The organism is Caballeronia sp. SEWSISQ10-4 2, assembly GCF_030464885.1.
Classification (GTDB): domain Bacteria; phylum Pseudomonadota; class Gammaproteobacteria; order Burkholderiales; family Burkholderiaceae; genus Caballeronia.
This window is the reverse complement of sequence record NZ_JALPRJ010000038.1, coordinates 58,713-73,491: the sequence shown is the minus strand read 5'-3', so window position 1 is coordinate 73,491 and position 14,779 is coordinate 58,713. Positions and strand designations below refer to the sequence as shown.

Below are 14,779 nucleotides of genomic sequence, written 5' to 3'. Positions count from 1 at the left end.
GACTGCTGTGTTACTCGCAGCGTTTCCTGTGATGTTACTGAACGCCCTGGCTCGCCAGCAATTCCTCGTACGTACCGCCAAAGTCGCGCAGCGTGCCGTCGCTCTTCACTTCGATAATCCGGTTCGCCAGCCCGTTCACGAATTCACGGTCGTGCGACACGAAAATCAGCGTCCCTTCGTACTTCTCCAACGCAATCTGCAAGGACTCAATCGATTCCATGTCCATGTGATTGGTCGGCTCGTCCATCAGCAGTACGTTCGGGCGCCCGAGCATCAGCTTGCCCCAGATCATCCGGCCTTTTTCACCACCCGACAGCACCTTGACCGATTTCTTGATGTCGTCGGCGTTGAACAGCAAACGGCCGAGCGTGCCACGGACCATCTGGTCGTCGTCGCCATCCTGACGATACTGATCGACCCAGTCGGTCAGCGTCTCGTCCTTCGGAAACTCTTCGTACGTGTCCTGCGGCATGTAGCCGACCAGCGCGTTTTCCGCCCACTTGACCGTGCCGCCGTCCAGTTCGATCGCGCCCTTCAACGCACGCAACAACGTGGTCTTGCCCGCACCGTTCTCGCCGATGATCGCAATTCGCTCGCCCGGCTGAACGCTCAGGCTGAAGTGATCGAAGATAGTGCGGTCGTATTTCTTCGTGATGCTGGTCGCCACCACCGCGATGTTGTGCAACTTTTTCTCGAACTCGAAGCGAATAAACGGATTCTGCCGCGACGAAGGCTTGAACTCCTCGATCTTGATCTTTTCGATCTGTTTCGCCCGGCTCGTCGCCTGACGTGCCTTCGACTTGTTAGCCGAAAACCGGCGCACGAAGTCCTGCAGATCGGCCACGCGGTCTTTCGCCTTCTGGTTCGCGTTCGCCTGACGCTCGCGCGCCTGGGCGGAAGCCAGCATGTAGTCGTCGTAGTTGCCCGGATACACCTTCAACGTGCCGTAATCCATGTCCGCCATGTGCGTGCAGACCTGGTTCAGGAAGTGTCGATCGTGGGAAATGATCACCATGGTCGAGTTGTACTGGTTCAGTACGTCCTCGAGCCAGCGGATGGACGTGATGTCCAGGTTGTTGGTCGGTTCGTCGAGCAACAGCACGTCCGGCTTCGAAAACAGCGCCTGCGCGAGCAACACGCGCAACTTCCAGCCCGGCGCGACGTTGCTCATCGGGCCGGTATGGTCCTCAATTGCAATGCCGATGCCCAGCAGCAATTCCCCGGCGCGTGCTTCCGCCGTGTAGCCGCCGTATTCGGCGAACTTCGCTTCGAGCTCCGCGGCGTGCATGTAGTCGTCGTCGGTGGCGTCGGGATTCGCGTAAATGGCGTCGCGCTCGGACATCGCGTTCCACATCTCCGTGTGGCCCATCATCACGACGTCGATCACGCGCATGTCTTCATACGCGAACTGATCCTGACGCAACTTGCCCAGGCGCACGTTCGGCTCGAGCATCACGTTGCCGGCGCTCGATTCCAGATCGCCACCGAGGATCTTCATGAACGTGGATTTGCCGCAGCCGTTCGCCCCGATCAGGCCGTAGCGATTTCCTTCCCCGAACTTGACCGAAATGTTCTCGAAGAGGGGCTTCGGCCCGAATTGCATGGTGATGTTGGCAGTAGACAGCACAGCGCGTCCTTTTGAATGGTGTACGGCGAAAAACCGATAATTTTAGCAGTTTTTGGGACGAATTGCGGCATTGCAGCGCAAAGCTGCAATGCGCGGGCGACAGTTCGACAGTTCGACGCTTCGCGCGACGCTCCGAACCGCCCGGCGCCGCCCGTCCCGAGCCTAGATGCGCTCCGCGATATACGCCTTCACCACACTCGCATCCGCCGCGACGATATCGAATTTCTGTGGCAATTCTTCGATACCGATAAACGCCGCCGGCCGCTCCGGCTCGCGTTCAAGCGCTTCGCGGATGGTTTCGCCGAATTTGATCGGCTGGGCGGTTTCCAGGACGATCATTGGAACACCCGGCTTCAGGTGCTCGCGCGCCACCTTCAGGCCATCGGCAGTGTGCGTGTCGATCATCGTGCCGTAGCGCTTGAATGCGTCGCGGATGGTATCCACCCGGTCCGCGTGGCTGCTGCGTCCCGACACAAAACCAAATTCCTTTACCCGCGCAAAGTCGCCGCTCGCCGCCAGGTCGAATCCACCCTTTTCCTCGACATCGCGGAACAGTTGCAGCACGCGCGCCGGATCGCGACCGAGCAGATCGAACACGAAACGCTCGAAATTCGATGCTTTCGAGATATCCATGCTCGGACTGGTCGTGTGATACGTCTCGGCGGCGGTGCGCACACGATAAATCCCGGTGCGGAAAAATTCGTCAAGCACGTCGTTTTCGTTCGTGGCGACGACCAGTTGCTCGATCGGCAAGCCCATCAACCGAGCGATGTGGCCAGCGCAGACATTGCCGAAATTGCCAGACGGCACCGTGAACGACACCCGTTCGGCATTCGATTTCGTCGCGGCGAAATAGCCCTTGAAGTAATAAACGACCTGCGCCACCACGCGTGCCCAGTTGATCGAATTGACCGTGCCGATCTTGTTGGCCGCTTTGAACGCGTGATCGTTGGACACCGCTTTGACGATGTCCTGGCAATTGTCGAAGTTGCCGACCACCGCCAGGTTGAAGATGTTCGGGTCCTGCAGCGAGAACATTTGCGCCGTCTGGAACGCGCTCATTTTCTGATGCGGCGACAGCATGAAAACGCGCACGCCCTGCTTGCCGCGCATGGCGTATTCAGCCGCGCTGCCGGTGTCGCCCGAGGTCGCACCGAGAATGTTCAGCGTTTGCCCCTGCTTGGCCAGCGTGTACTCGAACAGATTGCCGAGCAACTGCATCGCCATGTCCTTGAACGCGAGCGTCGGTCCGTTCGACAATTCCAGCAGCGACACGGTCGTGCCGCCCTCTTCGCCCAGCGTTTTCAGCGGCGTGATCTGCGCCGCGCTCTCATGATCGCGAACATTGCTGTAGACACTGGCCGTATAAGTGCTGCGCGTGAGCGAGCGCAGGTCTTCGGCGGGAATGTCGTCGCTGAATTTGCGCAGGATCTCGTAGGCGAGATCCGCGTACGAAAGCGTGCGCCAGGCGGTCAGCTCGTCCGCCGTGACACGCGGATATTCCGTGGGCAAATACAGGCCGCCGTCCTTGGCGAGACCGCCGAGCAGGATGTCGGAGAAAGTATGGCGCTCGCCGATACCGGCGCCGCGCGTAGAGATGTAGTTCATTTCAAAGCCCTAGTTCAACGCTTCCATGCGCAGCTTCGTTACCTTCGAGACAACGGTGGAGAGCGCCTCGATCTGCGCGATCGCCGCGTTGACCTGCTTTTCCACCGTCTCGTGCGTGATCAGGATGATGTCGGTTTCGCCCTTGTCCTCACCGTCGACGTGCTCGGATTCCTTCTGCAACAACGCGTCGATGGAAATCGCCTCGTCGGCGAGGATCCGCGTGATATTGGCAAGCACGCCTGTCACGTCCGCCACGCGCAGGCGCAGGTAATAACCGCTCGTCACTTCCTCGATCGGCAGGATCGGCGTGTTGGCCAGGCTATCCGGCTGGAACGCCAGATGCGGCACGCGATGCTCGGGGTCGGCCGTATGCAGGCGCGTCACGTCCACGAGATCGGCAACCACGGCCGACGCGGTCGGCTCAGCGCCCGCGCCCTTGCCGTAATAAAGCGTGGTGCCCACAGCGTCACCATGCACGACAACCGCGTTCATCGCGCCTTCCACGTTTGCCAGCAAGCGCTTTTCCGGGATCAGCGTGGGATGCGTGCGCAATTCGATGCCCTTCTCCGTGCGCCGCGCGATGCCCAGCAGCTTGATCCGGTAGCCGAGATCTTCCGCGTAGCGGATATCGATTGCGTCGAGCTTGCTTATCCCTTCCACGTAAGCCCGGTCGAATTGCACGGGCACGCCGAACGCGATAGCGCTCATGATCGTGACCTTGTGCGCAGCGTCGACGCCCTCGATGTCGAAGGTCGGATCGGCTTCGGCATAACCCAGTTCCTGCGCGGCCTTCAGCGCGGTCGCGAAGTCAAGCCCGCGGTCGCGCATCTCCGAGAGGATGTAGTTCGTCGTGCCGTTGATGATCCCCGCGATGTACTGGATCCGGTTGGCCGTCAGCCCTTCGCGCAGCGCCTTGATGATCGGAATGCCGCCCGCGACCGCTGCTTCGAACGCCACCATCACGCCCTTCTTGCTCGCCGCCTCGAAAATCTCGCTGCCGTGCACGGCGAGCAGCGCCTTGTTTGCTGTCACCACATGCTTGCCGTTGGCGATGGCGCGCAGCACCAGTTCGCGCGCGAAGCCCGTGCCGCCGATCATCTCGGCCACGATGTCGATGGAAGGATCGTCGACAACCGCGTTGAAGTCGGTCGTGACGTCAATGCCCGCGGCGCCCTGCACCTTCGACGGCGTGCGCACCGCGATGCGCGTAATTTCGATGCCCCGTCCGGCGCGCCGTTTGATTTCTTCCTGATTGCGGCGCAGCACCGTGAAGGTGCCGCTGCCGACCGTGCCGAAGCCCAGCAGGCCAACTTTGATCGGTTCCATTGCAGCGTGATTCTTATAAGAGGGGTTTAGACAGAGTGACGTTTTCGATAGCCATCGAGAAAACGCGCGATACGGTTGATCGAATCGGCGAGATCGTCCACGTTCGGCAGGAACACCACGCGGAAATGATCGGGCGTCGGCCAGTTGAAGCCCGTGCCCTGAACGAGCAGCGTGCGTTCTTCGAGCAAGAGATCCGTGATGAACTGCTGGTCGTCGACGATCGGATACATCTTCGGGTCGAGCTTGGGGAACATGTACAACGCCGCCTGCGGCTTGACGCAGCTCACGCCCGGAATGGCGGTGAGCATGTCGTACGCCAGTTCCCGCTGCTTGAAAAGCCGCCCGCCCGGCACGATCAGGTCGTTGATGCTCTGATAACCGCCGAGCGCCGTCTGGATGGCGTACTGCCCCGGCACGTTCGCGCACAGGCGCATGGAGGCCAGGATGCCGAGCCCTTCCATATAGTCGTTCGCGATGCGGCGGTTCTCACCCGTCAGGCCGGAGATGAACATCCAGCCGGCGCGATACCCGCAGGCCCGGTAACTCTTCGACAAACTGTTGAACGTGACCGTCAGCACATCCTCCGACAAAGCCGCGACCGCCGTGTGCTTGAGGCCGTCGTAGACGATCTTGTCGTAGACCTCGTCGGCGAAAATGATCAGGCCGTGCTTGCGCGCCAGTTCGATCATCTCCAGCAGCAATTCGTCCGAATACAGCGCGCCGGTCGGATTATTCGGGTTGATGATGACCAGCGCCTTCGTATTGGGCGTGATCTTCGAGCGCAGGTCGTCGAGATCGGGCATCCAGCCGGCTGATTCGTCACAGAGATAATGCACCGGCGTCCCGGACGACAAGCTCACCGCCGCCGTCCACAGCGGATAATCCGGCGCGGGCAGCAGCACTTCGTCGCCGTCATTGAGCAGCCCCTGCATGGCCATCACGATCAGCTCGGACGCACCGTTGCCAATGTAGATGTCATCCAGCTCCACGCCCGCCACGCCCTTTTGCTGGCTGTAATGCATGATCGCCTTGCGCGCGGCGAACACGCCTTTCGAGTCCGAATAACCGGACGACGTGGGCAGGTTGCGGATCATGTCCTGAATGATCTCGTCCGGCGCATCGAAGCCGAACGAGGCCAGATTGCCGATATTGAGCTTGATGATCCGATGGCCCTCGTCCTCCAGCCGCTTCGCGTGCTCGAGCACAGGCCCGCGAATGTCATAACAGACATTCTGTAATTTATTGGATTTTAGAATCGGTTTCACGGCGGGAAAACTCACTGGGTTGCTTGGAAATCAGGCTCTGGAATCAGGAAAAATCGGCAAATAAAGTTGGCACGCCAGGTTCCAATCGGGATGAACCCGGCCGCGCCGCCGTTTTCGCCGGGCGCTTCAGACGCAGAGCGCGAAAAAACGTCGAAACGGGCCGGACACCACACCGAAACCCTAAGTAGCGACGCGGAACAGGCAGTCTAGCGAAAATGCGCCGGATAGAGGCGGGTTTGGGCGGAATCATGTGAGCTTATGGCCATCAGGCCAAGGCAAAACGCCCCGGATTGCGTGTCGACAAGCAGCTTGTGGCGGCACACGATGCAATGCGCCGCCCGGGGCTCGCAACCCGCTGGCGGCTGAAAAGTTATAATTTAGCGGATTATCCGTGACTTTCGCAATGCGCCACCGGTGGCCGCGTGCACTTTGGCTTCAATCGGGGTGCCCGGGCGAGCCGACGAGCGTGCATTGCGATCCCAAGGCTGTCCCGCTGTTACAGGCCTTCGCGCAGTCACCTCTCGCCTTCAACCCGCCTGTCGGAATATCGATTTGAAATTACATCAGGAAGCCAGCGGCGCGCTCAATACCATCACGAGTTACGGCGCCGATTACGTCGCAATCAATCTGCAACGCCATGAAGGCAGCATCATCGTGATGCCGGAAACGCCGGTGATCGCGTGGCCCGTGTCGTCGTTCGAGGCGCTGACGCCGGAAGATTTCGACGCGCTCATCGAGATCGCGCCTGAAGTCGTCGTGTTCGGCAGTGGCGCACGCCTGCGTTTTCCGCATCCACGGCTCATCGCCAAGCTCTCTCAACAGCGCATCGGCGTGGAAACGATGGACTTCGGCGCCGCGTGCCGTACTTACAACATTCTCATGTCGGAAGGCCGCCGGGTAGCGGCTGCGCTGCTGATCGAAGCGTGATTCAGGCAGTCCGGCTGCAGTTGGCCTTGCTGGCGCAGACGGCGAAGCGACGCCTGGGCGCGGAATCGGCGCGCCAGTGCGATAAACTGCCGCCCGGCGTCAGCATTGGCATTCGCGACGCCTGTTTTGCGTTGGGCGCTGAGTGACGCGCACGCCTGCTATGCCCGCCGCGCGGCGATCCGCACAAGGTACTGGCCGTTTGGCCGACTTGTACGCTTCGTCAAAGCAGCGGAACCTGCACGGACTGAACGGTAAAACGTGTGCGCAGCCAAATGCCTGGCCTGGCGTAAGCCGGCCTTAAGCCTCAGTGCGTCAAACTCGAACGCCCTTTATTTTGCTACCGCCGCGCAAGCGGCATCGGACAGGTCGACTCTCATGAACGATACGCCTTCCCGGCTACCGCTCACCCGCCTCTCGCTTCTATTGCTGATCGCGGCACTCGCCGTCATCTGGTTCGCGCCATTGGGCCTGCGCCATCTGGTCCCAAGCGACGAAGGCCGCTACGCCGAAATGGCGCGCGAAATGTTCGTGACCGGCGACTGGATCACGCCGCGTTACAACGGCTACAAATATTTCGAAAAACCCCCGCTGCAAACCTGGGCGAACGCACTGACGTTCGCGTGGTTCGGCATCGGCGAATGGCAGGCGCGCCTTTACACGGCTTTGACGGGCTTTGCCGGCGTGCTGCTGATCGGCTATTCCGGCGCGCGGGTGTTCAACGGCGTAACGGGGTTTTGCGCTGCCGTCGTGCTCGCAACTTCGCCGTACTGGAACCTGATGGCCCATTTCGACACGCTCGACATGGGCCTGTCGTTCTGGATGCAACTCACGCTATGCAGCTTGCTGCTGGCGCAGCGGCCGAATCTGCCGGCGAACCAGGTCCGGCTCTGGATGTGGCTCTGCTGGGCCGGCATGGCGCTCGCGCTGTTGTCTAAGGGGCTGGTCGGGTTGATCCTTCCAGGCGCGGTACTGGTGCTGTACACGCTGATCGCGCGCGACTGGGCGCTTTGGCGGCGTCTTTATATCGGCAGCGGGCTGATCCTGTTCCTGGCAATCGCCGCGCCGTGGTTCGTGCTGGTCCAGATGAAGAACCCCGAGTTCCTGAACTTCTTTTTCATCGTTCAGCAGTTCCAGCGGTATCTGACCCCCGAACAAAACCGTCCGGGTCCGTTCTACTACTTCATACCGGTGCTGATTGTCGGATTCCTGCCCTGGCTCTCGGTGGTGTTCCAGAGCGTCCGGCATGCGCTGAAGGTGCCGCGCCAGCCGAACGGCTTCGCACCGGTCATGCTGCTCATCGTCTGGTCGGTGTTTATCTTCTTGTTCTTCAGCGCGTCGCATTCGAAACTGCTGTCGTACACGCTGCCGATCGCACCCGCCATCGCGTTGCTGATCGCCATCTACCTGCCGTTGCTCACGCGCGCGCAATGGCACCGGCATCTCACCGGATACGCGGTGTTTCTCGTGGTGGCAGCTTTTGGCGCGATTTTTTTGGGCCGGATGGGCAGCGGTCACACGCCTAACGTGCTGTATCGGGAATTTCAGGTCTGGGTGTACGCCGCGCTCGCCGTGGCCTTCGTGGTGACGCTTGCCGCCATCTGGGTGAACCGGCGCAGTTCGATCGGCGGCGTCGTGCTGCTGGGAACGGCGTGGTTGCTGATGGGTACCATCGCCGGCACGGGTCACGACGTATTCGGCCGCGAAAGTTCGGGCGTGCGGATGGTGCCGGCAGTAAAGGCGGCCATGGCGAGATTGCCGGCCGACACGCCGTTCTACTCTGTCGCCAAGCTCGATCACACCATGCCGTTCTATCTCGGCCACACCATGATCATGGTCCAGGAACCCGACGAACTGAAGTTCGGGGTCATGACGGAGCCCCAGAAATGGGTGCCGACCATCGACGCGTGGATTCAGCGTTGGGATGCGCAACGCTACGGCCTCGCGCTGATTCCGCCCGACCGGTATGACGAATTGCTGGCGAAGCACGTGCCGATGCAGGTCATTGCGCGAGACGAACGCAGGGTGATTGTCGAAAAGCCGCAGCCTTGAACAGTGGCGCCGGGCGCTGATTGCAGCGCCGGGCGCCGGCGAACACAGAAGGAGGAGATGCGACAAAGCCTTACCGCTTCGCCGCGCTCCGCAAAAAAACCCTATTACGGCCCACGATGAACCCGATATCCTTCATTTGCATCATCACCGGCGTCATGTTGAACGCCGGCGCCCAGTTGCTGCTCAAGGCGGGCGTGAATGCCGTCGGCCACTTTGAGTTCACGCCTGCAAACATCGTGCCGATCGGCCTCAAGATCGCGACACAATGGCCCATCATCGGCGGACTGGCATGCTACGTGTTCAGCGTGGTGGTGTGGATCGTGGGGCTGTCGCGGGTCGACGTCTCCGTGGCGTACCCCATGCTCTCGCTCGGCTACGTAGTGAACGCGATCGCGGCGTGGTATTTATTTGGCGAAATCCTGTCATTGCAGCGGCTGGTGGGCATCGGCATTATCCTGATCGGCGTCGTTGTGCTGACGCGTGCTTGAGGGCCCAGAGCCCACCTGAGCGCGCCCAAACGAACCTGAGCTCGCCTGAGTGGGGCTGAAACTGTGTATCAAAGATCTCACCGTTCCTTTCCTTTGCAGAGTTTCCATGACCCAGAACGTGCCTTCTAAAACGCTTCCCTTTCTGCCTTTCGTACGCTCCGAAATCGACGAAGAGACGATTCAGGGCGTCGCCGACGTTCTGCGTTCAGGCTGGATCACGACCGGCCCGCAAAACCAGCAGTTCGAAGCCGAACTGTCCGCCTATTGCGGCGGCCGCCCGGTGCGCACGTTCAATTCCGGCACGGCGACCATGGAAATTGGTTTGCGTATAGCGGGCGTAGGCGAAGGCGACGAAGTCATCACCACGCCGATGACCTGGGTCTCGACCAGCAACGTGATCATCGAAACTGGCGCCACGCCGGTTTTCGCCGATATCGACCCGGTCACACGCAATATCGATCTGGATCTGCTCGAAAAAGCCATTACGCCGCGCACCAAGGCAATCCTGCCGGTGTATCTGTCGGGACTGCCCGTGGATATGGACCGGCTGTACGGCATTGCGCGTGAACACGGCTTGCGTGTGATCGAGGACGCGGCCCAGGCATTTGGGTCGTCGTGGCGCGGCCAGAAGATCGGCGCATTTGGCGACATCGTTTCGTTCAGCTTCCACGCGAACAAGAATGTCACGTCTATCGAAGGCGGCGCGCTCGTCCTGAATAACGAGGAAGAAGCCGTGCTTGCGCAAAAGTACCGGCTGCAAGGCATCACGCGCACCGGTTTTGACGGCATGGACTGCGATCTCCTCGGCGGCAAATACAATCTCACCGATGTCGCCGCCCGTGTCGGCCTCGGACAACTCAAGCACGTCGAGCGGTTCACGGAACAGCGCCGCGAGCTGGCGCGCGCATACTTTGAGAGTTTCGCGAACGGCGCGGCCGTGCGAACCGGCGTGCAATTGCCGGTCCAGAACTTCACCGACAGCAACTGGCACATGTTCCAGATCGCGCTGCCGCTCGAGCGTCTTTCGCTCACGCGCGCCGAGTTCATGGGGCAGATGAAGGAGCGCGGCATTGGCACGGGCGTGCATTATCCTGCGCTGCACCTGTTCACGCTGTATCGCGGGCGCGGCTTTCACGAGGGCATGTTCCCGCACGCGGAAAAGTATGGCGCGTCAACGGTCACGCTGCCGCTCTTCACGCAGATGAACCAAGGCGACGTGACGCGCGTCGTACAGGCAGTCGACGAAATCTGCGCGGCGCATACCATTTAAGGCGCACTAAAGGCAAAGGTGCGCTAAGCGAACATGCGGAACCCGCAGCAAAAAACAGAACCAGAACCACATTCACCACCACGGACACCTAGCGGAACCATCGCCAACATGAGTCAAACGGATTATCTGCCGACCGGCCCCGAATTAACGGTCGTGGTCCCGGTATACAACGAAGAAGAAGGCCTTGGCGCACTCTTCTCCCGTCTGTATCCCGCGCTCGACACGCTCGGCGCGACGTATGAAGTCATCTTCATCAACGACGGCAGCCGCGACAAGTCAGCGGCATTGCTCGCCCAGCAGTTTCGCGCGCGGCCGGACACCACCCGCGTGATCCTGCTGAACGGCAACTATGGCCAGCACATGGCCATCCTCGCGGGCTTCGAACAATCCCGCGGGGAAATGGTCATCACGCTCGACGCCGACTTGCAGAATCCCCCCGAGGAAATCGCCAAGCTGCTCGATAAGATGCGCGAAGGCTACGACTACGTCGGCACGATTCGCCAGCAACGTCAGGACAGCTTCTGGCGCAAGAAAGCGTCGCGCCTGATGAACCGGTTGCGCGAGCGCATCACGCGCATCAGGATGACGGACCAGGGCTGCATGTTGCGCGGTTACAGCCGGCACATCATTGACACCATCAACCGCTGCGGCGAGATCAACACGTTCATTCCGGCACTCGCCTATACCTTCTCGCAGAACCCGATCGAAATCGACGTGGCGCACGAAGAACGTTTCGCCGGCGAATCCAAGTACTCGCTATACAGCCTGATTCGCCTCAACTTCGACCTGGTGACCGGATTCTCGGTCGTGCCGCTGCAGTGGTTGTCGTTCATCGGCGTGATCCTGTCCGTCGGATCCGCGGGCCTGTTCCTGCTGCTGTTGGTTCGACGCTTCATGTTCGGCGCGGAAGTCGAAGGTGTGTTCACGCTGTTCGCTATCACCTTCTTCATGCTGGGCGTGATCATCTTCGCGCTTGGGCTGCTCGGCGAATATATTGGCCGGATCTACCAGCAAGTGCGCGCGCGGCCTCGTTATCTGGTGCAGACCATCCTGGAAGAACGCGACGGCCTGGTTGCGCGAACCATGCCACGTCAGGAAGCGGTGGCCGCGATTACCCGCGAGGTCGATCCGCTATGAGGTCGTTATGAATTCGGCGATCCAGCCACGCGCGAAGCCCCGTGCCGTTGTGTTCGCGTATCACAATGTCGGCGTGCGCTGCCTGCAGGTGCTGCTCGCGCGCGGCGTGGAGGTCGCGCTTGTTGTCACGCACGAAGACAATCCCGACGAGAACATCTGGTTCGGCAGCGTGAAGTCGGTGGCGGCGGATCATGGCATCACCGTCATCACGCCCGCCAATCCCAAGTCACCGGAACTGCATGAAGCGGTCAGCGAACTCGCGCCGGACTTCATCTTTTCGTTTTATTACCGGCACATGCTGCCGGTCGATTTGCTCGCGCTCGCCACGCGCGGTGCGTACAACATGCACGGTTCGCTGTTGCCGAAGTATCGCGGCCGCGTGCCCACCAATTGGGCCGTGCTGAACGGCGAAACGGAAACCGGCGCAACGCTGCACGAGATGGCAGCCAAACCGGACGCCGGGGCAATCCTCGCCCAGACGCCCGTGCCCATTCTCCCCGACGACACCGCCGCGCAAGTCTTCGACAAAACCACCGTCGCTGCCGAACAAACCTTGTGGCGCGCATTGCCGGCGTTGATCGCGGGCGAAGCGCCGCATCTGCCCAACGACCTCACGAAAGGCAGCTACTTCGGGGGGCGCAAGCCGGAGGACGGCCGCATCGACTGGTCACAAACTGCGCAGCAGGTCTACAACCTGATTCGCGCCGTCGCACCGCCGTATCCGGGGGCTTTTACGGACATCGTGCAGCAACGGTTTATCGTCGCACGAGCCCGGCTTGTTCCCGAAAACGGCTTGCCGGACATCACTGCGGACACCCTTCGCGCCGTCTCGAATTTGCCCCCTGGGCTGCACGTGAAGGATAATGCGCTGTTTGGCGTATGCGGCGACGGCCGCGTCGTCGCCATCCGTGAATTACGGCAGCCGTTCGTGGACGAAAGCCAGACTCCAGCCGGCGGCGAACGCGTCGTCAGTCCCGCCGAATTCGGCCGACTCACTCAATCACTTCCACATTCATGAAAAAAGTCCTGATCCTGGGTGTCAACGGCTTCATTGGCCATCACCTCTCCAAGCGCATTCTCGAGACGACCGACTGGGAAGTCTTCGGCATGGACATGCAACGCGACCGTCTCGGCGACCTCGCCAATCACGAGCGCATGCATTTCTTCGAAGGCGACATCACGATCAACAAAGAGTGGGTCGAATATCACATCAAGAAGTGCGATGTGATCCTGCCGCTGGTCGCTATCGCCACGCCGGCAACCTACGTGAAGCAGCCGCTGCGGGTCTTCGAACTCGACTTCGAAGCGAACTTGCCGATCGTGCGTTCGGCCGTGAAGTACGGCAAACACCTCGTGTTTCCGTCCACGTCCGAGGTGTACGGCATGTGCACCGACGAACAATTCGATCCCGAAGAATCGCAGCTGAGCTACGGCCCGATCAACAAGCCGCGCTGGATCTACGCGTGTTCGAAGCAGTTGATGGACCGCGTGATCTGGGGTTACGGCATGGAAGGCCTGAACTTCACGCTGTTCCGTCCGTTCAACTGGATCGGCCCGGGCCTCGACTCCATCTACACGCCGAAGGAAGGCAGCTCGCGTGTGGTCACGCAATTCCTGGGTCACATCGTGCGCGGTGAAAACATCAGCCTAGTCGATGGCGGCGCGCAAAAGCGTGCGTTCACGGACATCGACGACGGCATCGGCGCGTTGATGAAGATCATCGAAAACAAGAACGGCGTGGCGACGGGCAAGATCTACAACATCGGCAATCCGAGCAATAACTTCTCGGTGCGCGAACTCGCCAACAAGATGCTCAAGCTCGCCAACGAGATCAGCGAATACGCCGAAAGCGCGAAGTCGGTGCAACTCGTGGAGACGTCGTCGGGCGCCTACTACGGCGCGGGTTATCAGGACGTGCAGAACCGGGTGCCGAAAATCGACAACACGATCCAGGAACTCGGCTGGAAACCGGTCGCAACCATGGACGACGCGCTGCGCAAGATTTTCGAAGCGTATCGCGGCGATGTGGGCACGGCGCGACGTCTTGTCGAAGATCAGGCTTAAGGGCGGCGCGTGGCTCGGATCGTTCTGAAAATCGACGTCGATACCTTGCGCGGCACGCGCGAAGGCGTGCCGAATCTCGCGCGCCTGCTCGACAAATACCACGCCCGCGCCACGTTCCTGTTCAGTCTTGGACCCGATCACACCGGCTGGGCGTTACGCCGCGTATTTCGCCCGGGATTTCTCAAGAAAGTGTCGCGGACATCGGTGGTCGAGCATTACGGCATCAAGACGCTGATGTACGGCGTGCTGCTTCCGGGGCCGGATATCGGCCGCCGTGCCGTTGCCGAAATGCGCGCGATCCATGAAGCGGGCTTCGAGTGCGGCATCCATACGTGGGATCACGTGTACTGGCAGGACAACGTGCGTGCCGGCAACCGTGAGTGGACCGCCGTGCAAATGCAGCGCAGCCACGCGCGTTTCGTCGAAATCTTCGGCACGCCACCCGTCACGCACGGCGCGGCGGGCTGGCAGATGAACGGCTACGCGTTCGAGCAGATCGATGCCTGGGGCATGAAATACGCATCGGACGGACGGGGCCACACGCCCTACATTCCTGTGCTCGACGGCCGGACGCTGAATCACGTCCAGATGCCGACCACGCTGCCCACGCTGGACGAAATCCTCGGTGTGGATGGTGTCGATGTCAGCAATGTGGCCGCGCATTTGCTGAACCTCACGTCGAAGCACGCGCGCGACCAGGTCTTTACGCTGCACGCCGAACTGGAAGGACAAAAACTGGCCACCGTGTTCGAGCAATTACTGGCAGGCTGGAGCGCTCAAGGTCACAGTTTCTGCACGATGGGCGACTATCATGCGACGCTGGACCGCGCGACGCTGCCCACGTACCCTGTCGCGTGGGGCGAGATTCCAGGTCGCGCGGGCGAACTGATACTCCAGCCGGACTGACGCTGCTTCAGCCTGACTTCGCGCCTGACATTTCTGTTTCCAGGCTCGGTTTCAGGCTCGGCCGGACGGCCGCAGCCTTTCCCGGATCCGCACTACCGTTCCAACGGGCTCC

Annotated in this window: 13 protein-coding genes; 9 read left to right on the top strand and 4 right to left on the bottom strand. The window is 60.8% G+C overall.

Annotation, left to right across the window (positions count from 1 at the left end):
- Window positions 1–34 precede the first annotated feature (34 nt).
- The 4 genes from M0D69_RS24765 to M0D69_RS24750 form a co-directional block, all read right to left on the bottom strand.
- On the bottom strand, window positions 35–1,627 hold the full coding sequence (locus tag M0D69_RS24765; RefSeq protein WP_277044620.1) for an ABC-F family ATPase: 1,593 nt from the start codon (window positions 1,625–1,627) through the stop codon (window positions 35–37).
- A 162-nt stretch (window positions 1,628–1,789) separates the two neighbouring features.
- A complete protein-coding gene (thrC, locus tag M0D69_RS24760) occupies window positions 1,790–3,235 on the bottom strand; it encodes a threonine synthase (RefSeq protein WP_301784499.1) in 1,446 nt (481 codons plus the stop codon).
- Between the two features lie 9 nt (window positions 3,236–3,244).
- Window positions 3,245–4,561, bottom strand: coding sequence for a homoserine dehydrogenase (locus tag M0D69_RS24755; protein WP_301784498.1), 1,317 nt, complete (start codon window positions 4,559–4,561; stop codon window positions 3,245–3,247).
- Between the two features lie 26 nt (window positions 4,562–4,587).
- Window positions 4,588–5,826 (bottom strand): pyridoxal phosphate-dependent aminotransferase, encoded by a 1,239-nt coding sequence (locus M0D69_RS24750; RefSeq protein WP_301784497.1) that lies wholly within the window; start codon window positions 5,824–5,826, stop codon window positions 4,588–4,590.
- A 552-nt stretch (window positions 5,827–6,378) separates the two neighbouring features.
- On the opposite strand from M0D69_RS24750, the gene M0D69_RS24745 reads away from it, so the two are divergent.
- From M0D69_RS24745 to M0D69_RS24705, 9 genes are all read left to right on the top strand, one after another.
- Window positions 6,379–6,753 (top strand): Mth938-like domain-containing protein, encoded by a 375-nt coding sequence (locus tag M0D69_RS24745; RefSeq protein ID WP_301784496.1) that lies wholly within the window; start codon window positions 6,379–6,381, stop codon window positions 6,751–6,753.
- Complete coding sequence (locus M0D69_RS24740) at window positions 6,750–6,899, top strand: hypothetical protein (RefSeq protein WP_301784495.1); 150 nt, start codon at window positions 6,750–6,752, stop codon at window positions 6,897–6,899. Before M0D69_RS24745 ends, M0D69_RS24740 begins: the two co-directional genes overlap by 4 nt.
- 229 nt (window positions 6,900–7,128) lie before the next feature.
- Window positions 7,129–8,802 carry a glycosyltransferase family 39 protein gene (locus M0D69_RS24735; protein ID WP_301784494.1) on the top strand — a complete coding sequence of 558 codons (1,674 nt, stop codon included), beginning with the start codon at window positions 7,129–7,131 and terminating at the stop codon, window positions 8,800–8,802.
- Window positions 8,803–8,918: 116 nt separating this feature from the next.
- Window positions 8,919–9,290, top strand: coding sequence for an SMR family transporter (locus tag M0D69_RS24730; RefSeq protein ID WP_301784493.1), 372 nt, complete (start codon window positions 8,919–8,921; stop codon window positions 9,288–9,290).
- A 106-nt stretch (window positions 9,291–9,396) separates the two neighbouring features.
- Window positions 9,397–10,560 (top strand): DegT/DnrJ/EryC1/StrS aminotransferase family protein, encoded by a 1,164-nt coding sequence (locus M0D69_RS24725; RefSeq protein WP_301784492.1) that lies wholly within the window; start codon window positions 9,397–9,399, stop codon window positions 10,558–10,560.
- 108 nt (window positions 10,561–10,668) lie between these two features.
- On the top strand, window positions 10,669–11,697 hold the full coding sequence (locus M0D69_RS24720; protein ID WP_301784491.1) for a glycosyltransferase: 1,029 nt from the start codon (window positions 10,669–10,671) through the stop codon (window positions 11,695–11,697).
- A 7-nt stretch (window positions 11,698–11,704) separates the two neighbouring features.
- Window positions 11,705–12,715 (top strand): formyltransferase, encoded by a 1,011-nt coding sequence (locus tag M0D69_RS24715; protein ID WP_301784490.1) that lies wholly within the window; start codon window positions 11,705–11,707, stop codon window positions 12,713–12,715.
- Entirely contained in the window at window positions 12,712–13,761 is a 1,050-nt protein-coding gene (locus tag M0D69_RS24710; protein ID WP_053064141.1) for a bifunctional UDP-4-keto-pentose/UDP-xylose synthase, read from the top strand. Before M0D69_RS24715 ends, M0D69_RS24710 begins: the two co-directional genes overlap by 4 nt.
- A 9-nt stretch (window positions 13,762–13,770) precedes the next feature.
- The gene (locus M0D69_RS24705; protein ID WP_301784489.1) at window positions 13,771–14,667 is read left to right on the top strand and encodes a polysaccharide deacetylase family protein; all 897 of its coding nucleotides are present in this window, start codon (window positions 13,771–13,773) and stop codon (window positions 14,665–14,667) included.
- The last annotated feature ends 112 nt before the right edge of the window (window positions 14,668–14,779 follow it).